The sequence below is a fragment of the Hallella absiana genome (genome assembly GCF_025457485.1).
Taxonomy (GTDB): Bacteria; Bacteroidota; Bacteroidia; order Bacteroidales; family Bacteroidaceae; genus Prevotella; species Prevotella absiana.
Map to the genome: position 1 here is coordinate 1 of NZ_JAMXSP010000037.1, position 23,321 is coordinate 23,321.

23 protein-coding genes are annotated in these 23,321 nt (G+C 45.1%); 13 read left to right on the top strand and 10 right to left on the bottom strand.

Annotated elements, in window-relative coordinates; translation table 11 throughout:
- The first annotated feature begins 113 nt into the window (after nucleotides 1–113).
- The 12 genes from NG346_RS14650 to NG346_RS12895 all read left to right on the top strand — a co-directional run bounded on the left by NG346_RS14650 (nucleotide 114) and on the right by NG346_RS12895 (nucleotide 12,364).
- Entirely contained in the window at nucleotides 114–623 is a 510-nt protein-coding gene (locus tag NG346_RS14650) for an acyltransferase family protein (RefSeq protein ID WP_396266830.1), read from the top strand.
- 419 nt (nucleotides 624–1,042) lie between these two features.
- The gene (locus tag NG346_RS12845) at nucleotides 1,043–2,038 is read left to right on the top strand and encodes a glycosyltransferase family 2 protein (protein ID WP_262288830.1); all 996 of its coding nucleotides are present in this window, start codon (nucleotides 1,043–1,045) and stop codon (nucleotides 2,036–2,038) included.
- A gap of 2 nt (nucleotides 2,039–2,040) precedes the next feature.
- Nucleotides 2,041–2,934, top strand: a complete 894-nt coding sequence (locus NG346_RS12850) for a beta-1,6-N-acetylglucosaminyltransferase (protein WP_262288831.1) — start codon at nucleotides 2,041–2,043, stop codon at nucleotides 2,932–2,934.
- A 175-nt stretch (nucleotides 2,935–3,109) separates the two neighbouring features.
- Entirely contained in the window at nucleotides 3,110–3,526 is a 417-nt protein-coding gene (locus NG346_RS12855) for an ISAon1 family transposase N-terminal region protein (protein WP_224160375.1), read from the top strand.
- The gene (locus tag NG346_RS12860) at nucleotides 3,516–4,604 is read left to right on the top strand and encodes a transposase (protein ID WP_262288832.1); all 1,089 of its coding nucleotides are present in this window, start codon (nucleotides 3,516–3,518) and stop codon (nucleotides 4,602–4,604) included. The genes NG346_RS12855 and NG346_RS12860 overlap by 11 nt, the downstream gene beginning before the upstream one ends.
- A gap of 158 nt (nucleotides 4,605–4,762) precedes the next feature.
- Entirely contained in the window at nucleotides 4,763–5,821 is a 1,059-nt protein-coding gene (locus tag NG346_RS12865) for a glycosyltransferase family 2 protein (RefSeq protein WP_262288833.1), read from the top strand.
- Between the two features lie 3 nt (nucleotides 5,822–5,824).
- Nucleotides 5,825–6,943 (top strand): glycosyltransferase, encoded by a 1,119-nt coding sequence (locus NG346_RS12870; protein WP_262288834.1) that lies wholly within the window; start codon nucleotides 5,825–5,827, stop codon nucleotides 6,941–6,943.
- 13 nt (nucleotides 6,944–6,956) lie between these two features.
- The gene (gene rffA / locus NG346_RS12875; RefSeq protein ID WP_262288835.1) at nucleotides 6,957–8,081 is read left to right on the top strand and encodes a dTDP-4-amino-4,6-dideoxygalactose transaminase; all 1,125 of its coding nucleotides are present in this window, start codon (nucleotides 6,957–6,959) and stop codon (nucleotides 8,079–8,081) included.
- A 239-nt stretch (nucleotides 8,082–8,320) separates the two neighbouring features.
- Nucleotides 8,321–9,406, top strand: a complete 1,086-nt coding sequence (locus NG346_RS12880) for a nucleotidyltransferase domain-containing protein (protein ID WP_262288836.1) — start codon at nucleotides 8,321–8,323, stop codon at nucleotides 9,404–9,406.
- Between the two features lie 60 nt (nucleotides 9,407–9,466).
- Nucleotides 9,467–10,564 carry a GDP-mannose 4,6-dehydratase gene (gene gmd / locus NG346_RS12885; RefSeq protein ID WP_262288837.1) on the top strand — a complete coding sequence of 366 codons (1,098 nt, stop codon included), beginning with the start codon at nucleotides 9,467–9,469 and terminating at the stop codon, nucleotides 10,562–10,564.
- Nucleotides 10,565–10,670: 106 nt separating this feature from the next.
- Entirely contained in the window at nucleotides 10,671–11,033 is a 363-nt protein-coding gene (locus NG346_RS12890; RefSeq protein ID WP_262288838.1) for a four helix bundle protein, read from the top strand.
- A gap of 125 nt (nucleotides 11,034–11,158) precedes the next feature.
- Nucleotides 11,159–12,364 carry a GDP-L-fucose synthase family protein gene (locus NG346_RS12895; RefSeq protein WP_262288839.1) on the top strand — a complete coding sequence of 402 codons (1,206 nt, stop codon included), beginning with the start codon at nucleotides 11,159–11,161 and terminating at the stop codon, nucleotides 12,362–12,364.
- 473 nt (nucleotides 12,365–12,837) lie between these two features.
- Here the strand turns inward: NG346_RS12895 and NG346_RS12900 are convergent, their stop codons facing one another.
- The 7 genes from NG346_RS12900 to NG346_RS12930 all read right to left on the bottom strand — a co-directional run bounded on the left by NG346_RS12900 (nucleotide 12,838) and on the right by NG346_RS12930 (nucleotide 19,833).
- On the bottom strand, nucleotides 12,838–13,071 hold the full coding sequence (locus NG346_RS12900; protein WP_262288840.1) for a hypothetical protein: 234 nt from the start codon (nucleotides 13,069–13,071) through the stop codon (nucleotides 12,838–12,840).
- A 258-nt stretch (nucleotides 13,072–13,329) separates the two neighbouring features.
- Entirely contained in the window at nucleotides 13,330–13,917 is a 588-nt protein-coding gene (locus NG346_RS12905) for a helix-turn-helix domain-containing protein (protein ID WP_262288841.1), read from the bottom strand.
- Between the two features lie 237 nt (nucleotides 13,918–14,154).
- Complete coding sequence (gene istB / locus NG346_RS12910) at nucleotides 14,155–14,889, bottom strand: IS21-like element helper ATPase IstB (protein ID WP_262288842.1); 735 nt, start codon at nucleotides 14,887–14,889, stop codon at nucleotides 14,155–14,157.
- A complete protein-coding gene (locus tag NG346_RS12915) occupies nucleotides 14,879–16,474 on the bottom strand; it encodes a Mu transposase domain-containing protein (protein ID WP_262288843.1) in 1,596 nt (531 codons plus the stop codon). Before NG346_RS12915 ends, istB begins: the two co-directional genes overlap by 11 nt.
- Before the next feature lie 309 nt (nucleotides 16,475–16,783).
- Nucleotides 16,784–18,094: a relaxase/mobilization nuclease domain-containing protein gene (locus tag NG346_RS12920; protein WP_262288844.1), complete on the bottom strand. Its 1,311-nt coding sequence runs from the start codon at nucleotides 18,092–18,094 to the stop codon at nucleotides 16,784–16,786.
- A 43-nt stretch (nucleotides 18,095–18,137) separates the two neighbouring features.
- Nucleotides 18,138–18,524: a plasmid mobilization protein gene (locus tag NG346_RS12925; RefSeq protein ID WP_262288845.1), complete on the bottom strand. Its 387-nt coding sequence runs from the start codon at nucleotides 18,522–18,524 to the stop codon at nucleotides 18,138–18,140.
- A 640-nt stretch (nucleotides 18,525–19,164) separates the two neighbouring features.
- Nucleotides 19,165–19,833 carry a hypothetical protein gene (locus NG346_RS12930; protein ID WP_262281000.1) on the bottom strand — a complete coding sequence of 223 codons (669 nt, stop codon included), beginning with the start codon at nucleotides 19,831–19,833 and terminating at the stop codon, nucleotides 19,165–19,167.
- A 156-nt stretch (nucleotides 19,834–19,989) separates the two neighbouring features.
- On the opposite strand from NG346_RS12930, the gene NG346_RS12935 reads away from it, so the two are divergent.
- Complete coding sequence (locus NG346_RS12935) at nucleotides 19,990–20,160, top strand: hypothetical protein (RefSeq protein ID WP_262280999.1); 171 nt, start codon at nucleotides 19,990–19,992, stop codon at nucleotides 20,158–20,160.
- Nucleotides 20,161–20,188: 28 nt separating this feature from the next.
- On the opposite strand, the gene NG346_RS12940 is transcribed toward NG346_RS12935, so the two are convergent.
- The 3 genes from NG346_RS12940 to NG346_RS12950 all read right to left on the bottom strand — a co-directional run bounded on the left by NG346_RS12940 (nucleotide 20,189) and on the right by NG346_RS12950 (nucleotide 23,139).
- Nucleotides 20,189–22,276, bottom strand: coding sequence for an AAA family ATPase (locus NG346_RS12940; protein ID WP_262280998.1), 2,088 nt, complete (start codon nucleotides 22,274–22,276; stop codon nucleotides 20,189–20,191).
- A gap of 14 nt (nucleotides 22,277–22,290) precedes the next feature.
- Entirely contained in the window at nucleotides 22,291–22,734 is a 444-nt protein-coding gene (locus tag NG346_RS12945) for a MerR family transcriptional regulator (RefSeq protein ID WP_051220371.1), read from the bottom strand.
- A 63-nt stretch (nucleotides 22,735–22,797) separates the two neighbouring features.
- On the bottom strand, nucleotides 22,798–23,139 hold the full coding sequence (locus NG346_RS12950) for a hypothetical protein (RefSeq protein WP_262288846.1): 342 nt from the start codon (nucleotides 23,137–23,139) through the stop codon (nucleotides 22,798–22,800).
- Between the last annotated feature and the right edge of the window lie 182 nt (nucleotides 23,140–23,321).

Below are 23,321 nucleotides of genomic sequence, written 5' to 3' on the forward strand. Positions count from 1 at the left end.
TGAAAGCCTTTAGGTCATGCCTGAAGGGAATAAGGGATATACCCTTCTTTTTCTATAGATGTGTTACTGTCTTTGGTTAGGCAGCGGCATCCGCCCGCCACGGACAATCCCCCTTGGGCCGAGAAAGCCGAAATGCCGTGTTCAATTTTATATATGGCTTCCACATGCCAGTATTTATGGCTCTCAGCGGATTTGTTGTTGGAATATCTAATGGTTGTGTACCGAAGAGAGGTTTCAAGGGAACTATACTGAGAAGAATACAACAATTAGCAATTCCATTCTTTGTATGGGGTCTGTTGCTTATACCTTTACTACATCATCCAACCAACTTTACTGGCTATAAAGATTCAGTCATAAACCTTTTGTTATCTCCGGACAATGGGGCATGGTTTCTAATATCTTTGTGTGGCATTCATATCGCATATATAATTGCTCAATGGACGACTTTGAAACTTAACCTCATAATAAAGAATTCTGAATTAATCAAGCCTTTGATATTCTTAATCTTACCATTATGTTGGAAAGTCATTACCAACGTAATTGCCCCTCAATATAGGGGGGGGTATTACGTTATATATGCCATTAGAATACGCGATAATGTTCTATGTAGGCTATTTGCTTAAACGTAATGAGACGCTCTGTTTCAATGCATATACGTTTGTTATCGCCTGTTTGATATTTATACTATCCATACCCTATTATGAATTCAGTGTTTCACCCAATTGGTATAGATTGATAACCAGTATTCCAGCAACAATAATACTGATTAATATCTCTAACTTCATTGTGAGAATGTGGGGCGATAACGCATGCAATGTTTATCGGAGTTTAATATCACTTGGCAAGAATTCTATCATGGTGTATTTACTGCACTTTCTGATAGTAGGTTTTACCCTTCAAGTAATAGATGTATCAATCATCCCCTCAATGCCATTATTCCTGACTTTGGTATTTGTGAGTTTTCCGATAGCACATATATGTGTAATTGTAGGCAGGGTTCTGTCAGAGAATAAATTATTAGCAAGATTCTTATTTGGAAAATATGATGGGAAATAGAGATAAAGCCCCTTTGGTTTCTATATGTGTTCCTGTGTATGGCGTCGAGAAGTATGTCGGAAAATGTTTCGAGACCTTATTCTCGCAGACATATAAAAATATAGAATATGTTGTGGTTAATGACTGTACTCCTGATAATAGTATAAACATTATAAAGGAGTTAGTAAGACATTATCCTGAGAGAATTAACCAACTTCACATTATCGACCATGAACATAACCGAGGATTAGCTGCTGCCAGAAACACAGCCGTGGACAATGCGCATGGAGAATTCCTTATTCATGTAGATTCTGATGATTATGTAGAAACCAGTTTGGTAGAAAAGCTTGTAGATAAGCAAAGAGAAACGAATGCCGATATTGTTTCATCAGGCTATTCCATAGTAGAAGGTATCAATGCAAAACGACAGAATTGTACATATAATGGTTCTCCTCACCAATTAGCATTAGATATGTTTATGCGTAAGCAACCTGCACATGTATGGGGAAGATTTATAAGACGCAACATATACACTTATAATAGTATTCACTGTGAAGAGGGTATTAATATGGGTGAGGATTTTCAAGTTATACCAATATTAGTTTTCCATTCTAAGGCTTTATCATCAGTTGACGAGCCTTTATATGTTTATCGTTTTATGTCTGAAGAATCTTACTCCAAAAAGTTTAACAAAAAACGTCTCTTACAGGAATGGAGATCTTTCGATATAATAAAGGAATTTTTCCTACAGTATGAAGGTAAGTTTAATAATCAAATAGCTTATGCAGAATTGAGAACTGTAGTAATGTATTTAGTCTTTGCAGCTAGGTATTCTAATAAGGATTATTATGTGGAAGCGAGAGCAAGACTTCTAAAGATTGACAAGAAATATTGGAAGGAGATGCCTCTGCCAATGCGTATTCAATTATGGTTAAGTGGCAATTTCCATTTGATGTCTATATATTCAAATTTCTCAACCTTTATTAAACATAAAATCCAGTAAACATGAAGATAACAGACAAACATGCTTATCTCATAATGGCGCATAACGATCCTTATTGCTTTCATAAATTAATCAGTTTGTTAGATGACAAACGGAATGATATATATGTTCATATAGATAAGAAATCTGACATTAATCTTTTCAATGATGTAAAAGTAAAGTATAGCAATATATACTTTATTTCGAATAGGATAGATGTACAGTGGGGTTCATACTCTCAAATAAAAACAGAATTAACTTTACTTTACACAGCTGCATCACATAGAAAATATGCGCGTTATCATTTGCTTTCTGGAGTTGACCTTCCCTTAAAGACGCAAAATGAAATTCACAAGTTCTTTGATATGTATAACTCAAAGGAGTTTGTTGGTTATGCCCCCCCCCGAAGCGTAAAGGATATTTCATTCAAAACCGAGTTTATACATATTGGGCTTCGGAATTACAGGAGTAATTCTGTTGTAAAGAAGATTTTTTCACATGTAGTTCACGATGGCTTCATTAATTTACAAAAGCTCATTCACTATCGGATAAAACATGACATTGAAATTAAGAAAGGCGCAAATTGGTTTAGTATAACAAATGAACTTGTACAATTTATACTTCAGAATGAAGATTTAATTAAAAAGACCTTCCGATACGGATTATGTATTGATGAAATGTTTGTTCAAACATTACTATGGAATTCTCCATTTAAAGATAGAATATACTCTACAAAAGATGAATTCGAGGGTTGCATGCGACTAATTGACTGGAATAGAGGTGATCCTTGGATATGGAAGGATGAAGACTTAGAAACGCTCATAAAATCCAACCGAATGTTTGCACGCAAGTTCTCTTCAAAAGTAGACAGAAAGATTATAGACCATCTCTGCAATTATTTGTTAGGCCGACAATGAATTATCCTTTGTGTATCGTTTCAAATGTATTTCTTTAATTTTCAACAAAAAAAAATATCCATCATTTATTATTTTCAAATTTGGAAATAACGGCCCAAGGGGGATTGTCCGTGGCAGGCGGATGCCGCTGCCTAACCAAAGAACTTGATATGATAGCGTGCTAAAACTATTTTTTTTGCTTACCTTTGCGGTCATGGAACAAGAAAAGATAGACTTCTACAAAGGTTTAGCGATATATATCCTCCCCGAGGGCGTGACTAACTACTTTGACGTGGTGGACTTCAACGAGCAGCCAGCCAAAGATCACGGGAAGCTTTACAAGACCGAGCTTCACATATATCTTGATGAGAAGGACAATCGTCCAGAGGGCTTTGATGGCGTCAAGTCAAACGGCTTCGGTGAAGAGAGGATGATATACGACTTCCCTGTTCGCAACCGCAAGACGATACTTCATGTGCGTCGTCGGCGCTGGCTTACAGCTGATGGTAAGAGTGTCTCATTTCCTCTGGAAGAGGCAGCGAAGATAGTCTGCGAAGGTACGTCATACTCCAAGGAACTGGCGCTTTTTTTAAAGAGAGCGGATGGACAATGAGCCAGTGACAGCCAAGAGCCTGAGCTGGACTTACATGATCCAGGGCAACACTTTTGCGCGTGCCTACAAGGATACTTTGAGCGATTTTCCCACTTGGGTTAAGAAAGAGAATGTCGATGATGGAATACTTATCGCCAAGAACCTCGGCCCGAGGCTCGGTATTGACGAGTCTGAGTTCGGGCATGAGGTGTACACAATCCTCCACAACAAGGATGCGCATGGCAAGAAAGGCGCCATCGTTGCTATTGTCAAGGGCACCGACCCCGAGACAGTTGCCAAAGTCCTGAGAAAGATGCCGCAAAAGGATCGGGAAGCGGTAGGGCTGGTCTCCATGGACCTGAGCGACAGCATGCGCTCTATCGTGAGAATGGCCTTCCCTAATGCCATGGTGGTACGCGACTGCTTCCATGTCATGAAACGAGGTGGTGAAGGGATCGAGGAACTGCGCATGAAATACAAGCGGGAAGCTGTCAAGGATGTAAACCGCCAGAAGGCAGAGTTCAAGAAACACCTGGAACAACTCGCCAAGCAACGCAAGTACTATCGTAACAGCAGGAAAAAGCAAGGTAAGAAGCGATGCAAGGGTAAGCGCCGAGGCCGCAAGCCAATGCGGCTGAATACAAGGTTTGAGCCCAAGAGGCTGAGCAATGGAGAGACCTTGGTAGAAGCTCTGACCCGGTGCAAGAAGCAACTGGGCAGAAGCTATGGCGACTGGAGCATAAACCAGAAGAAGAGGGCAAGGATCTTGTTCCGGCTTTTCCCGAAACTGAAGGAGGCGTATTGGCTGATAAACGATCTCCGAGCAATCTTTCGTACGAAGTCTAGCACCAAGGAGACTGCGAAGAAAGCGCTTGAAGGATGGTACAAGAAGGTCACCAAGTCTACCCTTAGAGAGATTAAATCCGTAAAACAGTCTATCCAGCACTACGAGGACGAGATACTCAATTACTTTATCAACAGAGACACTAATGCTTCTGCAGAATCGCTCAACTCCAAGATGAAAGCCTTTAGGTCATGCCTGAAGGGAATAAGGGATATACCCTTCTTTTTCTATAGATGTGTTACTGTCTTTGGTTAGGCAGCGGCATCCGCCCGCCACGGACAATCCCCCTTGGGCCGAAATAACAAATATAGGCGCATCCACAGTGTTTGCCGGGTGCCGCCCATTTACAGCATCAAATATCTGCTGTCATATGGTATAGAAAATTTTGTACATATACAAATTCACAATAAATCATGAACAACAAGCCTCGTGTCAGCATTGTGGTACCTGCTTACAATGTTGACCAATATATAGATAAGTGTATTCAAAGTGTGCAGGCTCAGACCTATGACAACTGGGAGCTGCTGCTGATGGTTGGCGGACAAGACAAAACGATGGAAATCTGTGACAAGTACGCCAAAGAAGATTCTCGTATTAGATCCATCCATGACAACAAGGGACTGGTGCAGGCAAGAAATTCCGGATATAACCATGCAACTGGTGAATGGATTACTTACCTGGATGGTGACGACTGGGTGGACACCGATATGTGCGAGAAACTTGTAGAGGCCATAAAAGCCAATCCAAATGTAGATGTCGTCTTCTGGCATTATATTGAGGAGTTGGGGGACAAGACCATTGACAAGTGGAACAGCAACGACAGATGTCAGTCTGAATGGCTATCGTATGATGAAGAAGGGTGTAAGGAACTTGCACGCCGAACGCTCATCTATAAATACGGTCTTTCGGACGGAACATGCAAGTTGGTAAACATGGAATATGCGAGAAAATACGGCATCTTCCACGACGAGCGATTGAAACAAGGCTCGGAAGGCGTAGAGTTTTCGTTACGCGCGTTCTATCACGCCAAAGCAGCATTGTATATTAACCGGTGCTTCTATCACTACAGATACATCCCGACCTCAATATCACATAAAGTTGATGAAGGCAACACAAAATTCTTGGCGGATTGCTACAAAGTAATTTGGGAGGATATCCAAAGCTTTGAGAACAAGGATGCTTTTCAGTCTGCTTTCTATGAAAGAACGGTCTATATGCTTATAGCTATAGCGATGAACACCTACTTCAGTCCAAGAAATTCAAATTCTCTACTGAATAAAGTTAGGCATTATTCAAAAGTCATCAATGACAGCCAGCTCTTTAAGGATTCCATAAAGTTAGTGAGCACGGAAAACATGGACATCTATAGAAAAATTGTTGTCGTACTTCTGCGCCTCCACTGCTATCTGCTTTTGGACCCGATTGCAAGAGCCAAGCAGATGATGCTCAAACTCGGATATTACAATTATTAGTTTATGATAAAAGTGGCATACATATTGGGCAAGGTTCATTCCGGTGGTAAGAAGAACCTGGTCCTTGAGTATTTGAGACACGTAGATACTCAAAAAGTTAGAATTGACTTTATCTGTGATTCAGACTCCAACTCCATTCCGGAAGAGGAAGTGAAGAAATATGGAGGCAAAGTTTACAAAATCACTCCTTATCAGAATATCATTGGCAACATGCGTGACATGAAGGCTATCTTCAGGGCCGAGCATTATGATGTCGTACATGCGTGGAATAGTATGATGAATCTCTTCCCTATGGTTTTGGCAAAGAGGGAAGGAATAAAGGTTAGAATTTCAGAGAGTCTTTCGATGGCCAACAAACATGAGTGGAAGACATTCATTAAGTATGCTCTGCGTCCCTTCTCATCCGTTGATGCCAATTACTTCATGGCATGTGGCGTTGACTGCGGTATTTTCCAGTTCGGCAAGAAGGCATATGATGAGGGCAAGATAGCCATATTCAAGACAGTCATTAACGCAAGCGACCATCCATACGACCCACAACTTAGAGAGGTTACCCGTAAGAAGTTCGGATGGGAGGACAATACAGTTTATGGTTTTATAGGCAGGTATATGCCGCAGAAGAATCCTGCTTTCATCATTGACATCTTCAATGAGATTCAAAAGCGGCAGAATAATGCCAAGCTTGTACTCATCGGTTTTGGAAACCTTGAAGAAGACATGATGAAACGGGTTAAGGAATATGGTATTGATGACAAGGTAGTCAACTTGGGCCGTAGGGAAGACATCAACCAGTTTTATAATGCCTTTGATGCTTTTCTACTGCCAAGTCTCTACGAAGGACTGCCTGTCGTTGGTCTTGAGTCGCAGAGCTGTGGCCTACCCATATTCTTCTCCACAGAGATTACACCGGAGGCAAAGGCATGTGACTTGGCACACTATATAAGTCTTGAGGAGCCAGCATCCAAATGGGCCGAGGAGATTATACCTGTAGTGCAGCAAAACATCCCGGTTCGCTGTACCCACTCAGAAGATATTGTAAAGGCAGGTTTCGATTCCCATAGTGAATCACTTCGTATGCAGGAGTTCTATTTCAATGCGTTAAAAGAACAAAATAACAAATAATCATTCAACAATTATGATTCCATTTAACAAGCCCTACTTCTCCGGCAAGGAGTTGAAGTATCTGGAGGATGTTTGTCACTCCACTACAATGTCAGGCAACGGACAGTTTACTAAAAAGTGTCATGAGTTCTTGGAGAAAAAGTATGGCTTCAAGAAATGTCTGTTGGCCACATCTGGCACTGACGCTTTGGAAATGTGTGCTATGCTCTGCAAGCTGAAACCGGGAGATGAAGTGATTGTCCCCTCCTACACATTTGTCTCATCTGCACTGGCTTTTCTGCGTGAAGGAGCGAAGGTCGTCTTCTGCGACAGCAGTAAGGAGTCGCCGAATGTAAGTTTGGAAAACATCGAGCCTCTTGTAACACCACGCACAAAGGTTATCTGTGTTGTTCACTATGCTGGTGTGGCTGTTGACATGGATCCCATTATGGAATTTGCCAACGAGCATGGCATTTTTGTGGTTGAGGATGCTGCGCAGGCTATTGACTCTTATTATAAGGGACGCCCGCTTGGTTCCATCGGTCATTTCGGTGCGTTCTCTTTCCACGAGACTAAGAATATCAGCAGCGGAGAAGGTGGTCTTTGCGTTGTCAATGACGACCGCTACATCAGCCGTGCAGAGATAATATGGGAGAAAGGTACCAACCGAGCTGAGTTCTACCGTGGAATGGTGAACAAGTACGGCTGGGTTGACATGGGCAGTTCATTCCTTCCCTCAGAGTTTAATGCTGCTTATCTGTGGGCACAGCTTGAGCAGATGGATGACATTCAGAACAAGCGCAAGCACATCTGGCAGATGTATTGGGATGGACTAAACGGACAGATTGACCCCTCAATCCGTATGCCATATATTCCGGATTATGCTACCAACAATGCGCACATGTTCTATATGGTATTCCCGAATCTCGACTACCGCACAAGGTATATGAAGTTTATGAAGGAGAATGGCGTTACCCCAACATTCCACTATCTTCCTCTTCACAGCAGTGAATACTACAAGGACAAGCACGATGGCCGCGAACTTCCCAACTGTGACCACTATGGCGACTGCCTTGTCCGTCTGCCACTGTTCTATGAACTGACAGATGAAGAAGTGCAGAAAATCATTGACTTGACGAATGAATTCTGCAAGAAGTAATAGGCAGAAGATGGTTAGTCACAGATGGTATGGGCAAATTACCCTTGTTGTCTGTGGCTAATTGTTTTCATTGGCAGAATATAATCCGATTGCCAAAGTCTGACGAACGACATACATTAGTATAACGAACGTCACGTAATCGAGTGACGAACGTTTCATAATCGCGTGACGGACGTTCGACATTCTAAAAGAACTGTTTCCTAAGGATTGGGCTACCCTGTTTACCTAAAATAAACTGTATGTACGACAATGATTATATAGCTTTCTTGCGGTGGTGCCTTAACAGAAAAGTGCAGGCTCCGTCGTGTGTTGAACGAATTAATTGGCGGAGCTTGTTGTCGTTCGCAAAGGAACAGACGATTGTAGGCATTTATTGGCAGGGAATCCAAAGACTTGGTGACGTTGCCAACAAGCCATCTGAGGATGAAGTAATGGAATGGATGGGTGCATACACCCAGATAGTCCGACGGAATGCAAAGACTAATGATGCCGTTGCGAACCTCGCGAAGTTCATGCAAAGTAATGACATCGGCTTTTTTGTATTTAAGGGACAGGCCATTGCATTATACTATCCATTACCCAAAATGCGGACGAGCGGTGACGTGGACTTCTATGTGTTCAAGAGGGATTGGGGCAGAGCCAAATCTTTATTGGAAAAGGAAGTTACGATTACAGACGACCATTCCGGTCAACATTTGGAATTTACCAAGGATGGTGTCCCATTCGAGATGCACTATCACACAGCAGTCTTTGCAAGTGGGAGTAAGCAACGGTACTGGGATGAACTGATAGAAAGCTATTTTGATGACATTCTCGACCATGTCGTGATCAATGGTGTTGAGGTTCCAACTCTACCCCCTACTCTTAATTCCATCTATCTGTTCGTACACATCTACCATCATTTTCTGAAAGAAGGCATTGCACTGCGTCAGTTCATCGACTGGATGATGTTCTTTGAGGCCAAGCATGAAGAGATAGTTGTCTCTGAGCTTACTGCCAAACTAGAACGGCTCGGTTTGCTCCGTGCTTTTAAAGCATTCGGCGCAATACTGACGGATGTTCTTGGTATGGATGAAAAGTTCTTCCCTTATGCTCTCACAGATAGCGACCAGAGATACGTTAACAAAATCATGTCAAACGTCTTGCTTTATGGCAACTTCGGTAAATATGGCCGCAAGGAACAGCAAGGAGGATGGAAGCATTCTATGGAAACGGGGGCGCGTTCTTTACAGCATATCATACGTTTCTTTTGGCTGTCACCGGCAGAAAACCTGTTATGGCTACCGAAACTTCTTAGGCAATCACTTATAAAGAACTTAGCTTAAAGTAATTCTTTATGGTAATCAATAATACGATATTTTTTGGGAAATTGTAGTATTAATATAATGGAAAAAAGAAAAGTTGCCCTCATCACGGGCATTACAGGACAAGACGGCAGCTATTTGGCAGAGCTGCTGCTGAGTAAGGGGTATGACGTGCACGGAATTATCCGGCGGTCATCGGTGGACTTTCGTCCAAGGATAGCACATCTGGAAGGACAGCCAGGCTTCCACTTGCATTACGCTGACATGAGCGATTCGATGGCGCTAGTGGCTCTCGTGGGCACAGTGAAGCCTACTGAGATATACAACCTGGCTGCACAGAGCCATGTACAGGTGAGCTTTGACTCTCCAGAGTATACGGCTGACGTGGATGCTGTGGGCGTGCTGCGCATCTTGGAGGCTGTGCGAGTGTGTGGTTTGACGGAATCTTGTCGTATCTACCAGGCTTCTACCTCTGAGCTCTATGGTAAGGTGGAGGAAGTACCGCAGAATGAGAACACACCGTTCCACCCTTACTCTCCTTATGCTGTAGCCAAGCAGTATGGCTTCTGGATCGTGAAGGAGTATCGCGATGCATACAACATGTTCGCTTGCAACGGTATTCTCTTTAACCATGAGAGTGAGCGTCGCGGCGAGACCTTCGTGACTCGCAAGATAACGCTGGCTGCTGCACGTATCAAGCAGGGTAAGCAGGACAAGCTGTATCTCGGTAACCTGTCGAGCCGCCGAGACTGGGGCTATGCCAAGGACTACGTGGAGTGTATGTGGCTGATTCTGCAGAACAAGAAGCCGGATGACTTCGTGATCGCTACGGGCGTGCAGCACACAGTGCGTGAGTTTGCTACGCTTGCCTTCCACTATGTGGGCATTGAGCTCGAATGGCAGGGCGAAGGAGCTGACGAGAAGGGCATCGACAAGACTACGGGCAAAGTGCTCGTGGAAGTATCACCCGACTTTTACCGTCCTACGGATGTCGTCAACCTTTGGGGGGATCCTACAAAGGCCAAGGCTAACCTCGGTTGGAATCCTAACAAGACCTCTTTCGAGGAACTCGTCAAGATCATGGTCGATAGCGATATGAAGAAGGTCGCAGCTGATGATGCTGCTGCTAAAGTAAGAGTGAATCTGGAAGAGTATCTAGAGAAGGGAATCGTCAAGTAAATTAAGCTTTCTCTTGCGAGAATGTTAATTTACTTGAAGTGAGTAGTGAGAAATTAGTAATGAGCAATGAGTAATGAGGAATTAGTAGTTAGTAATTGGCAATAAAATGAAAGCTGAAAATACTGTTAGTGTAAAGTCTGAAGATTTTGCTTTACGAATTGTCAAGCTCTACAAGTATTTGACCACAAGAGAGAATGATAGAGAGTTTGTAATGAGTAAGCAACTACTACGTTCTGGTACAAGTATTGGAGCTAACATTGCAGAGGCTGAATTCGCTATCAGTAAGGACGACTTTAAGGCTAAACTTTATATTTCGCTGAAGGAATGCAATGAAAGCCGGTATTGGATTCGCTTGTTGCATAAATCCGAATTCATTACAGATAATGAATATAAGTCATTGTATGAAGATTGCCAAGAAATACTGCGAATACTCATTGCTATAACGAAAACACTTAAAGATGGAAAGTAATCAGCATAGTTGCTCACTGCTCATTGCTCATTCTTCACTGCTCATTACTAATTGCTAACTACTAACTACTAATTGCTCATTTATCTAATTGCTCACTGCTCATTGCTAATTACTAATTTATTGTTATGTTAGATAAGAATAGTAAGATTTATGTTGCCGGGCACCATGGATTGGTAGGATCGGCTATTTGGAATAACTTGAAGAAGCGCGGCTATAACAATCTCGTGGGCCGCACACACAAGGAGTTGGACCTCACCGACCAACTCGCTGTAAAGAAATTCTTCGATGGGGAGCAACCTGATGCTGTTGTGTTAGCAGCTGCTTTTGTGGGAGGCATCATGGCTAACTCACTCTACCGTGCTGACTTCATCATGCAGAACATGAAGATGCAGTGCAACGTCATCGAACAGGCATACAAGCACCATGTGAAGAAACTTCTCTTCCTCGGTTCTACGTGCATTTACCCGAAGAATGCACCCCAGCCGATGAAGGAGGATGCACTGCTCACCTCACCGCTGGAGTACACCAACGAGGAGTATGCCATCGCTAAGATAGCCGGACTGAAGATGTGCGAGAGTTACAACCTGCAGTATGGTACAAATTATATTGCCGTGATGCCGACGAATCTCTATGGTCCTAACGACAACTTCCATCTTGAGAACTCTCACGTGATGCCGGCAATGATGCGCAAGATTTATCTTGCCAAGCTCATCCACGAGGGCGACTGGGATGCCATCCGCGTGGATATGGACAAGCGTCCTATTAATCCCACAGACAAACTGCGTGCCATCATTGGCGAAGGCAATGTCGATGGTAAGAATGACAAGGAGCGCATTCTGAAGGCTCTCGATTTCTACGGTATCGACAACAACAAGGTGACACTGTGGGGTGACGGCTCTCCGCTGCGCGAGTTCCTCTGGAGCGAAGACATGGCTGATGCCTCGGTACATGTTCTTCTCAACGTAGACTTCAGCGACATCATCGGCATTGAGAAATATTCTTCCGTGTTCTATGGTGCAAAGACCGACGGTGAGGTTAACCGCAACAACTCAGAAGGTCGTGGCGGTGCTATTCCAAGTCTCGGAGAGATCCGCAACTGCCACATCAACGTGGGCACGGGCAAGGAGCTCACCATCAAGTCGCTGGCAGAACTGGTGAAGAAGACTGTCGGCTTTGAGGGTGAGATCGTATGGGATAAGACTAAGCCAAACGGCACCCCACGTAAGCTCATCGATGTGACGAAGCTACACAACCTTGGTTGGCACCACAAAGTGGAAATCGAGGACGGTGTTGAAAAACTCTACGAATGGTATCAGAGTACACTGAAGTAAAAGCAGCTATTTTGCGATAGAATGTGGGTATGAAGGGATTCTAAACAGAATGTCTTTATACTCACATTTTTTATATATGACTTACGAAGACATTTGGCAGAAGGTAAAGAGGATGGGGCAGCGTGAGAGATAGGCGCACAGGCCTCGCAAATTTTTCATTCTTATCTACTTAGTGCATCGTGCACTATTTTATCTATCTGTGAAATCTGTGGTATCTGTGAGAAATAAAGGCTCCGTGGGAATATTCTCACGCAGATCTCGCGGATCTCGCAGATTTTTATTCAGATACTATTATGTAGTGCATAATGCACTATGCTCTGCGGCAGGGAATTTTTGTTTATGGCAGTGTGGGATGACGGATAGATGCCCCTGCTGACGAGACAGTTCTGACGAAGTTGCTCTGTAACTTCCGTGCGTAATTGAATGGTCTCCCCACTCCACGACACGGTACCCTTGTGGATGCGTGTGCCGAACTACCGATAGAGGATGCGGTTGATGTCGAGCGTGGTGAGCTTCGGATTGTCGGCCAACAGCTCTTCGATGGTCTTCTCAATCTTGGCAAACCGGGTAGCGGCATCCTCCATAGAGTCTACAATAGCCTTCACCATATCTCCATACGCCAGCTTGTCCACCTTCTCATAGATACTGACAGCAAGATTCCTGAGGTCAGTCATCTTCTGCTTCTCCTTGTCCTCCTTGGAGTCCAATTGGCATTCTTTGACGGATTTCAGATAGAAAGCGTGCGCCTTGGCGTAATACTCATTGATAGTTTTTCAAGCAAATCGAAATCAATCGACTGAATCTGTTGGGCCATTAACCCGTACTGCATGGCAATTTTTACAAGATACCGTCTCATTCTGTTTTGTCCAAATTAAATTAATCATTAATGGAGTTGACAAACCATAAAAGGAATGTCGATTAGTCTCTCAAATTTGTATTGTGGTCCAGTTGACTCTATCTGTCAGCTAACCTTCCGCTTCTTCATGCACAAGGTTTTCTATCTCCTTGGTACATTTCTTCAATATCTCAATGAGTTTCGCGTCTTTTCCTCCACCTCTGATAGCACCAGAAGCGACCTGTATGAGTTTATAGATTGTGGTGAAGACTTCCCTTGAAACATCTTTTATTGCAGAAAACTCTCTGATAAGATAGGGCATTGCTTCGGCAGTCTTTTTACTTGGTATCTGCCAGATATGACCGACCATCTTGCCAAAATAAGCAATTCTTCTTCTGAGACCAGACGATTTAACGACGGGAACGAGAATGTATACAAGGTCAAGGCCTTCGGCTATGCGATTCAGGGAACTTATTTTGAAATCCACATTTCCATTCAAAATTTTGCGGATCAGCTTTTCGTCTATACCACTTCTATCGGAAAGGGCCTTTATCACATCCTCATCCGGGGATAGAAATCCTTCCGGTGAACAAAAGACGATGTCTTTCATCCGAGGTACAATGACTTCACGCTTTGTTTTTTTAGCTTCCTTTTGTAGTTCAGCTCTCTTCTGTTGCATTTTTACAATCTCTTGTTTTGAAGTTATTTTTTCTTTCATTTTGCAAAAATCGGATATATTTATCAAAACTCGTATGAACTGCAATGTATCTTAAAATACACTGCAATGCAGACACAATTAAAAATTCAATGATAAAATCACTCGCGTGGTACCGCTGTAGCACTTTAATGGTACCATGCGCGACGCTTTCAAGGTACCGCTCATATCACTCGCTTGGTACCGGTACCACCGAAGTGATATGAGCGGATAGGAATTAACCGCTCACGCGGTCAGGGATCAGAGCTTAATCTTCCGCTTGCGCATGGATGGTCCTGTAAGATTCACATGATGGGATGATCCGACAAGCCGGTCCATGATGGCATCAGCAAGAGTAGGCTCTGCAAGATAATCATACCATCTGTCCACGGGCAACTGTGAGATGATGATCAGTGATCCCTTCTCATGCATCTCCTGCAAGAGCGTAAGCAGGGCAAGACGGCATTCTTGCGTGAGCTCCTGCAGCCCGAAGTCATCAATCAGCAAAGCCTTGTTCTTTTCGATTTTTGTGAGTAGCTTGTTAAGCGTGCCATCGAGTTTGGCCTGCTTGAGAATCTCGATGAAACGGTTCATGTTCAGGTACAGGGTCTTTAACCCAAGCAAGCAGGCTTGTTCACCCAGCGCGCATCCGAGATACGTCTTGCCGGTCCCAGTCAGACCTGTTATGATCAGGTTTTCTCCGTTACGTATGAAACTGCAGTCCGCCAAAGAGGAGAGCGTTTCATTTGTCAGGTTCCTGGCCGTGGAACAGATTACATCCTCCACAGCAACATGCATGGGCAGCTTGCTGGCTTTTCTCAGGCGAGCGGCAATACTATCATCACGGTACCGTCTCTCTGCCTCTATCAGTCTCGCCACTGTGCCCTCAAGTCCGGGTCTCATCTGTACGGGCAGCTTTACCAGACTCTCTACAGCATCCATCATGCCATACAGCTTCAGCTCTCTGAGCTGAGTAATCAACATGTCACTCTCCATGGCTGTCATCCTCCTGTTTCTGGTCTGATTCTATGATACTGCGGAACGCATCCGCTCCTCTCACATTGTCGTTGAAAGGGGTACGTGATACCGTCTCGGAAGGATTGTCCGGAAGGTCACGGTTGTTCTTGAGGATATTATCCACCGCACGGTATGTGACTGTACCTGTGTTCTGCTGCATGATTTCACATGCACGTACGAGCCGGTTATACCCATACTTTTTGCCAAGTGCGAGCAAGCCGTTGCACGTCCCGTACGCCTGTTGGGGAAACGTGGTGCGCTTGAGGATGCTCTCGATAGCCCACTTGACGGACGCTCCAATGCGCATGCCACGTTCTATGAGGGTGGCGGCATTCTGTCCCTGACCAGCCTCATATGCCGTGTGATTCTCCGGCATATGATCGTCAGACGTTGCATAACCGTAAGGTACAAGACTGCGCTGATGGAACGCCACACGGTCATCGCCGACATAGACCTCAACGAACTCTGCGTCCCACATCACCTTGACCATCTGACCGACGTACTTGTATGGGACACTGTAGAAATGACGTTCAGGCCCTACGCATACATGGTAGGTGCTGCCGAGCTTGACGGTCTTGCGACAGCGAAAACGGAACATGCGTTCGGGAAGCGGCTGCATCTTCGGCTTCTCATACTTGTTGAAGATCTCCCATCTTGTGCTTCCCTTATACGGCCGGTCACAATACTCGTCAAGAAGCTCCCACATACGGCTGTTGAGTGAATTGATGTCAAAGAACTCCTCGCTCTCAATGCGCGCGTATATGAACCGGTACAATTGATTCACGGCACCCTCTACAGGCCCTTTGTCACGTGGGGAACGAACTCGGCAGGCTGTAGTAGCTATGCCATAATAGAAACCCCATTCCACATTGGCATCAGAGAATGTAGGGCTGTAGCGGTCGGACTTCGTGACCCATTGCTTCATGTTGTCGCTCTTGGCGACCTTCGGCAATGCTCCCATGAACTCCAGTCCTTTGTTGAGACCATGATAGAAGTACTCTGTCTTGGCGCTTGGCAAGGCCATTATGAACGGAAGGTTGCTGTATGGCATGACGCAAACGAGCACGACTACCTTGATCTTCGACTTAGTCAGACGATCAGTAACATACAGGGGATCGCCGGCAAAGTCAATCTGCCACTCGTCTCCAGGCTCGTAGGTGTTGTGGTAGGATACGTCATGGTTCTTGCGGTACTCTGTGACATACTTCTTGAACTGTGTGTAGCCGTATCCGTCAGGACACTCCTTTCTGTAGTAGTCCTCAAAGACGTACTGAACGTGGGCGTGACGGCGAGAGAGGCGTCTCATGATCTCCGGCATCATAGATGCAAGTTTCTGCTTGCGTGCGTCCTCCGAAACGGAGCCTTCGCCATCCTTGGTGAGCAGCCGGTCCAGCTCGGCATCAGAAAGTAGGAGCAACTCCCCGATACCCCTGCCATCAACATCGACGAGACGACGTGTCGCCGATACTTTGCGCTTGCTACAATGGACTTCGCTGCAGATCTTGTTCTGCGACATCCCATCGCCAAGCAACTGAAGAATTTGTCTCAATTTAGATGTAGACATAGTTCTTTAATTTTAATGGTTAATGATGTGAATACAAACAGGCCTTACGGCCATGTTGCGAATTTAACCATAAAAATCAAGAACTTAGGTATAGATGACAACCGGTACCAAAATAGTGCTACAGAATGTTTTGAGGTGGTGCTTCACGCGGTCAAGGAACAATGTTATGACAACTAAATATGAGCGGTACCACAAGAGTGATATGAAATATTTGTCCGCATAAAACAGCGGTACCATAACAGCGCTACAGGCGGTACCCACCGAGCGATATTATCACGCCGATCAAGCACCTCTTTGATTTTGTGCATTTTACCTTCTCCATTTCCTTCTCTGAGCTTCCTCGTCATCAACTGACATATCCATATTACCGTTCAGCTCCCATTCACGGTTAGAGTCAGTGGCTCCTCCGGTATCTGGCATAGGTCGCTGAATATTACCACCATCTTCCCTGTTGTCTCTCTGAGACGGCAGGGAATTTTTGTTTATGGCAGTGTGGGATGACGGATGGATGCCTCTGCTGACGAGATAGTTCTGACGAAGTTGCTCTGTAACTTCCGGGCGTAATTGAATGGTCTCCCCACTCCATGACACGGTACCCTTGTGGATGCGTGTGCCGAACTGCCGGTAGAGGATGCGGTTGATGTCGAGCGTGGTGAGTTTCGGATTGTCGGCCAACAGTTCGTCGATGGTCTTTTCAATCTTGGCAAACCGGGTGGCGGCATCCTCGAATTGCAGCAGCTCTTTGATACTTAGGAACTCACCGCCTTTGAAAACGGTCTTGCTCTTATGGTCAACAAGGATGTAACCATACGGTGTGTCCGCCTTGCCGACGAACACAAGACTGATACCAAACTTTCGCTTCATGTGGGCAGCGAGCTCTTCCTTGTTAGCACTGAGATTACGGTACTTCTGAAGGATGGCCCGCAGCTGCTGACGCCGCCTGTTGTCGGGGCGGTTATCTTTCAGCGCATGCTGCATGATGAGCTGCACAGGTATCGTACCCAGCTCTCCCCCACCGCGATACAGATGTATGAGCGGTTTCTCGTCATCATCCTTGCAGTCATAGCCCAAACTCTCCATGATGGCACAGAACTGCGCCTTAGACGTGTAGCGATAAGCAAGTGCCTCTTTAACGATGTCGTTGACCTCCGGTTCCTGCTTCTGCCCAGAGAAATCCTCCATTATCTTCTGTGTAACCTGATGCGAACGCCGCTTCTCGTGGTTATGGTCGATCTTATGACCGTCGGGAGCCACACGCGAGGTAATGATATGGATATGGTTGTTGTCTGTGTCATGGTGCGCATAGACAAGTAGCGGCTGTCCGGCATCCGCATACCCCATCTCCTTAAGATAACGATGCGCGATGTCAAGCAGTTGCTCATGGGTGTACTCGCTCCCCTTGCAGCTGACTGCTACATGGAACTGGGCGTTTTGGATGTGCGTGTTCCTCGAAGAGTAGTCGAGGAAGAACTGCCGGAGCTTTTCGGACGTGTAATTCTCCAGTCTGAGCCCAAGGATGTTCTGAGCCTCTAAGAGTGTAGCCACACCTTTCTCAACCTTCATCTCATTGTAGGCTATGGCATGGAAGTTGGCAGACGATGGAAGAATGGTGATGATCATGTCAATATATGGCAGAATGGTTGATATTTTTTCTTGCTAATGGTTAAGTCTCCTCTTGCTTGTCGTGAATGGCATCCAGTTCAGCTTTGACAGCCATTATAGCCTTTACAGCCTTTCGGGTCTCTGGAAACAAAGTGCTTCGGAAGTAGCTCTCGGAGAGTTCACCGGCTATTGCCAGCTCGTTTGCCCGGTGCATACACTGGTTGAAGTTGCCGCCAAGCCATGACAGTTGTTGTTGATATTTTTTATAGAACTGAAGCAGCGCCTCCATTGTCTCAATCTTCCCTCTTGTCCGTTTGTCGTCGAAGCGTCTGACGGCATCACGTACCATGGCACTCATGTTGCCACCGTAGTTCTGCGCTTTCTTCTGGAACATCTGAGACTCATCAGGAGTGAGACGGATTTCCAAGCGGATACATTTCTTCTTCATAGTCGGATGGTTGGTTATGGTTCATCTGATAAGGAATAGGGAGTTGCGACCGTTTTTCCTCCCCAGCTCTGCTGGCAAGTGACTTTTGAAGTGCGCTGAGGTGATAACCGAAGTGTACGTACAAAAGTACAACTTGCTACTCCCAATTGACTGCCGTAGCGGTGGCAAAGCCTGTTAATAGGGTAAAAGTGCCGATTTACAAGTAGATATGTTTCGTTCTCCATGTTGAAGTGCTCAATATTCCAATAGTATAAGTGAAATCGTACTAAAAGCATGCGCCATCGTGTCATCAGCAAACTCAGTATTTTACTGGCTCGAACTATGCAAAAGATAAATTCTATCTTTAGATTGCTTAGATAGATTCTATCCGTAGATTGCTCTGATTGCTCTGATAGATTCTATCTTAAGATTGCTTAGATAGATTTTATCCTTAGATAGCTCAGATAGTTCTGATAGGTTCTATCTAAAGATTGCTTAGATAGATTGGATAGATTCTATCTGCAGATCACTTAGATAGATCAGATAGATTCTATCTATAGATTGTAGCTGATAGCTTGGATTGCTCTGATAGTTTCTATCTTTTGTGCCTGCCTCTTGACTGAAATCCGCCAATAACACTTTTGCTGGTGTCAAATGCAGATTACGGAATACACACGCGGTATTTTGTCAAGAAATCTATATTGATGAATACTCCATTCTGACTGTAGCCATGCGTGAATATATTCTTGCATTTTACATTACTGGAGACAAAAGGCAGAAGCTCTTTAGGTGTCATACTCGCAACATAAGCGTCGTCCACCTGCCATCCATTAGCCATCCCACCCTCAAAGCGGAGGAAAAGAGTATAATCGCCAGTAGAGATTTTGATGTCCCTGCAGAGTATCGGATTGCGTTTTGTCGCTATCTTAACCTTCCTTCCCGATACCTTTGAGAAGCACTCTTGCAGATAGTCGTTGCGGTTCTCTGTCTTGTCAAAAGGCATGTTGGCAATGTTGATGCTGCCCGGATGCTCTTTGCGGAGCGGAGACAGAATCATGGTTGTGTTCTCAAATTCAGTCTGTAACTCATCTTCGAGCTGCTTGCAGAACAATGCTACCAACAAGCAGTGGAAAGGTGTCTCGATCGACTTGTCCACGATGGTCAGGTTGCAGTCCTTTCGTCCTGCAAAAGTACTTCGGAAGAGAGCCCAGTTCTCTGTATCCTTTGATACGATACTCGGCAGAAACGACTGTGTTGTGGTGTCCTCTCTGAAGAACACATTGAAAGTCAAGATCGCTTTTTGATAATTTGGAATGGTATTTGTACTCATAGTGACAGTGATTTTGTCGTTGGAAACGATTGATTTTATTGCTTATTTATAGAAAATAATCGCAGAAGAACTTGCGTATTTCGAAAATTATTCGTATCTTTATAGAGAATTAAGGAGTTAACAAACATAATTATTCACCCTCAAAAAGATGTTATCATGTTCGCACTCTTCTTCCTTTACGCCCTCATCATCGCCGTTGTCATTGGAGCGGTCGTCCTGGTCCTTAAGGTCCTCTTCTGGGCTTTGATGTTTCCCATACTCTGGACAGGCTTCTCTATCGCCAATCTCATTGACCGAAAGAAGAAGATGGCCCGACAGCGCAGGTAACCTGCACTGCCGGTGCCACGGCATCGCCTCAGAACATCTTGAGCTGATAGGATTGGTCGGATAGCTGCTCTATAATTGCTTTATCCCTCATGGTTCGGATATAGTCCTTTGCCGTCCGGGGCTGTATCTCCATCGCATCGACGATGGCCTTCACCATTTCTCCATATGTCAGCTTGTCAACCTTCTCGAAGATACCCTGGGCTATGCTCTTGAGGTCATTGATTTTCTGTCTTTCCTTATCCTCTTTAGACTTCACGCCCATATAGACGAACATATCCTCCTTCTTGTCCCATCCGAAAGACATCATCGGAATATCCAGCGGACTTCCGTCTCGCACCTTGATGCACTTGACCACAGAGTAGGCAGGATTGGTGTCTTTCTCAATGGACAGAATGCCGGCAGCCTTGCGCTGAAGCTCAGAGCCTATATGTCCTCTGAGCTTAACCCCGTTAGGCACAAAGTGCAACACACAGACGATGCAACAATGATAGAATCCTGCAAGACGGTACAGCTCATCAATGACATCAACACTCTCCAGCTCGTCGTTGGCAGAACGCACCAAGTCTGCCACACCGTCGATGATGACCAACTGGATGCCTTTGTGCTGATGGAAGTTCATGTCGAGTGCCGTTCGGATGATGTCAAGACGCTCCTTGCGCGACTGCTCCGACAGATGATAGGCATGGAAGAAGTCCGGCTTGTCATCGAGATAAGCCCTCTTGACAGCCTTACGCACATTCTTGTAAAGCTGATGCTCAGACTGCTCCGTGTCAAAGAGAATAACGGCCCTACCCGACGGATTCGGGATGATGGTAAGGCCCAGCGTGCGCTCGGCGTCCAGCGCACTCTCAGCTATTGTACCGGAGATGATGGCAGCAACGAAGTTGCTCTTTCCCACGCCCTCACCCCCGGTGAGACAAAAAAGGTTATCAGAGGTGCCTACCGGTACGTCATTGACCTCGACCACCGAAGAAGACCTTGCGGGTGGATTTGCATAGTCCAGTTCGCACGACTTGAAAATGACCGAGCTCTTGCGGTATATCTTCTGAATGAATTCTGTGATTATCCTGCTGAGTTCGTCGGCGGTATGTCCGAGAGCAAAGAAGTCAGAGATGTCCTTCTCGCTTTTGGTTCCAGCAAGCGGCAGTTCCAACCGTTTCACGCCATAAGCTCTCAAAGCCAGCTCTATTCTTGCAGCACTTTTCTTGCCCGTGTCGTCCATGTCATAGAGCAGGACGATATGCTTGAACCGCCGGTGAAGATTCTCAATGATGTTGATTGGCGGGACCGCTGTCTCACTGTTGAAGCAGACAGCATTGAAGTCATGTGCCGAGAGCGACATGACATCCTTCTCTCCTCCGGTGATGAACACCATGTGTCCGCGCGCCGGCAGATGCTCCAGTCCGTAGACATACTCACCACTCGGCCGGTGCGCATACATGAACCGCAGCTTGCTCTTCGGCATATACACCTTAACGGCTTCGTCAACGGTGTGATACACGAACATCGGCTCGTTGGGCTGAGAGTATATCTTGTATTTCTTTCCCTCCTTTGACACACCGGTGAGCGATTTTGCGCTCCTTACCTTGAAGCGTTTAAGGGTACTTGCTGTAATGCCATACCGACCCCAGTATTGCAGTTCCACTTCCGAGAACTCCTTGTAGGCGAGTTTGACGTTCGGCTGCGGTGAGAGTTGTTCGTCAACTTTTGATTCAGCATAACTCTCTGATGCAGTATTGGCAAAAGATCTGGGCTTAGGCTCAGCAAAGTTTGTCTGCCAGTTCCCATTTCTGTTGTCAGTCGTTACATCCATGGGTATGCAGAGGTGCATATCCTCGTTGATACGTCGCAGAATCTGCTTGAAGTCGCTCTTCATGTCAAGCCCCAACATCTTGCCGACCAACCAAAAGCAATCGCCTGAGTACTCCGGGTCACCGAAATCCTTCATCATATAGATTCCAGACTTCTTGTTCAGATAGATGGAACACGATGCCTTCGTATCATTGTACAAAGGGTTCTTGAAACTTCTGTTTGGAATGAACTTCACACCCAGGTAGTGATGGAACACGTCAAGACCTTGACGTGTCCTGTTCAGAATCTGAATTTTAATATCCATAGCATATGCAGTAGTTAATCATTGTTTTCTCTCAGTTGGCTCACATCCCTTGAGTAAGTCAAGATACGCTCCAAGGCTTTGATTTTGCCGAGTCCCTTACACTTCACTATTCCAGTGTTGACAGCTTCGTACAGTTTCGAAAGCTTGTAAGTGACATGATTAATGGATATGTACGTGAATTCCAGCTTCCCGTTTCTTCGCCAACGCTTCAGCGTGGTCTCGGAAATTTGTAAAATCTCCATAACATCACGGCTTCCAACCTCTATGTTCTTGGCGCGGAGAATCTCCTCCGCGTCATGATCAAAAGAATTAGTTCTGTTCTCTTCAGGAGGTGGGTTTTCTCCGGTCAAGACCAAGTGAAGAGTGCTTACTTGATTTTTTAGGACTTTGACATCCTCACGAGTCTTTGTAAGCATTCTGCACATGGTCTCAAGTTGTTGAGTCAGTGCTTTCTCCATTACTCTCTTACAATTTTTAATTAGTTGATTATGTTAAGGGTTCTCTCGTTCCGTCTCGGAGTATTAATGGGTTAATCGCCAGATAAGATCCAGTAGCTTCTCAGTGCCTGATGAGAGCATCTCAATGATATCTTCCCTGCTGCCTTCGGTTGATGCGGCTCGCGCAAGAACAGCATTAAACATAAAGGCTGCCTTCCAAATTTCCTCATAGTTGCCCTTGTTGCCAGCGGCATTGATGAGAAAATCCAAGAGTGCGTTGCTGCCGTCTCCCAACGGCACTCTCCAATAACACTCCTGCTCTTCACCGTAACCGGCTATCAAGCGTTTCAACTGTGGAGACTCTGGTACAGGCACGATAATGTATCTCATGTCATATGCAGTACCTATGTCCTGCAGCACATCCATGGTGAAGTTCCGCTTACCTTTGAGGACTTGTCGAAGGTAGCTCTGGTCTCTTTTTGCCGCACTAGTGTAGTGTCCTGATCATTTCTTCTGTTATACTCATAACTTCGGATAAAGAGAAATTAACTTCACTCTTGCATCCTCTGTACGGAACTGCCAGACAATCTTCTTGCTTTCGTCATTCT

Coding starts and splice junctions, on each gene's coding strand:
- NG346_RS12850 (WP_262288831.1), top strand. CDS start 2,041: ATGAAGATAACAGACAAACATGCTTATCTCATAATGGCGCATAACGAT.
- NG346_RS12845 (WP_262288830.1), top strand. CDS start 1,043: ATGATGGGAAATAGAGATAAAGCCCCTTTGGTTTCTATATGTGTTCCT.
- NG346_RS12865 (WP_262288833.1), top strand. CDS start 4,763: ATGAACAACAAGCCTCGTGTCAGCATTGTGGTACCTGCTTACAATGTT.
- NG346_RS12925 (WP_262288845.1), bottom strand. CDS start 18,524: ATGAAGAAGAAATGTATCCGCTTGGAAATCCGTCTCACTCCTGATGAG.
- NG346_RS12930 (WP_262281000.1), bottom strand. CDS start 19,833: ATGAGTACAAATACCATTCCAAATTATCAAAAAGCGATCTTGACTTTC.
- NG346_RS12860 (WP_262288832.1), top strand. CDS start 3,516: ATGGACAATGAGCCAGTGACAGCCAAGAGCCTGAGCTGGACTTACATG.
- NG346_RS12940 (WP_262280998.1), bottom strand. CDS start 22,276: ATGGATATTAAAATTCAGATTCTGAACAGGACACGTCAAGGTCTTGAC.
- NG346_RS12945 (WP_051220371.1), bottom strand. CDS start 22,734: ATGGAGAAAGCACTGACTCAACAACTTGAGACCATGTGCAGAATGCTT.
- NG346_RS12880 (WP_262288836.1), top strand. CDS start 8,321: ATGTACGACAATGATTATATAGCTTTCTTGCGGTGGTGCCTTAACAGA.
- rffA (WP_262288835.1), top strand. CDS start 6,957: ATGATTCCATTTAACAAGCCCTACTTCTCCGGCAAGGAGTTGAAGTAT.
- NG346_RS12950 (WP_262288846.1), bottom strand. CDS start 23,139: ATGGATGTGCTGCAGGACATAGGTACTGCATATGACATGAGATACATT.
- NG346_RS12935 (WP_262280999.1), top strand. CDS start 19,990: ATGTTCGCACTCTTCTTCCTTTACGCCCTCATCATCGCCGTTGTCATT.
- gmd (WP_262288837.1), top strand. CDS start 9,467: ATGGAAAAAAGAAAAGTTGCCCTCATCACGGGCATTACAGGACAAGAC.
- NG346_RS12890 (WP_262288838.1), top strand. CDS start 10,671: ATGAAAGCTGAAAATACTGTTAGTGTAAAGTCTGAAGATTTTGCTTTA.
- NG346_RS12895 (WP_262288839.1), top strand. CDS start 11,159: ATGTTAGATAAGAATAGTAAGATTTATGTTGCCGGGCACCATGGATTG.
- istB (WP_262288842.1), bottom strand. CDS start 14,889: ATGGAGAGTGACATGTTGATTACTCAGCTCAGAGAGCTGAAGCTGTAT.
- NG346_RS12920 (WP_262288844.1), bottom strand. CDS start 18,094: ATGATCATCACCATTCTTCCATCGTCTGCCAACTTCCATGCCATAGCC.
- NG346_RS12915 (WP_262288843.1), bottom strand. CDS start 16,474: ATGTCTACATCTAAATTGAGACAAATTCTTCAGTTGCTTGGCGATGGG.
- NG346_RS12905 (WP_262288841.1), bottom strand. CDS start 13,917: ATGAAAGAAAAAATAACTTCAAAACAAGAGATTGTAAAAATGCAACAG.
- NG346_RS12870 (WP_262288834.1), top strand. CDS start 5,825: ATGATAAAAGTGGCATACATATTGGGCAAGGTTCATTCCGGTGGTAAG.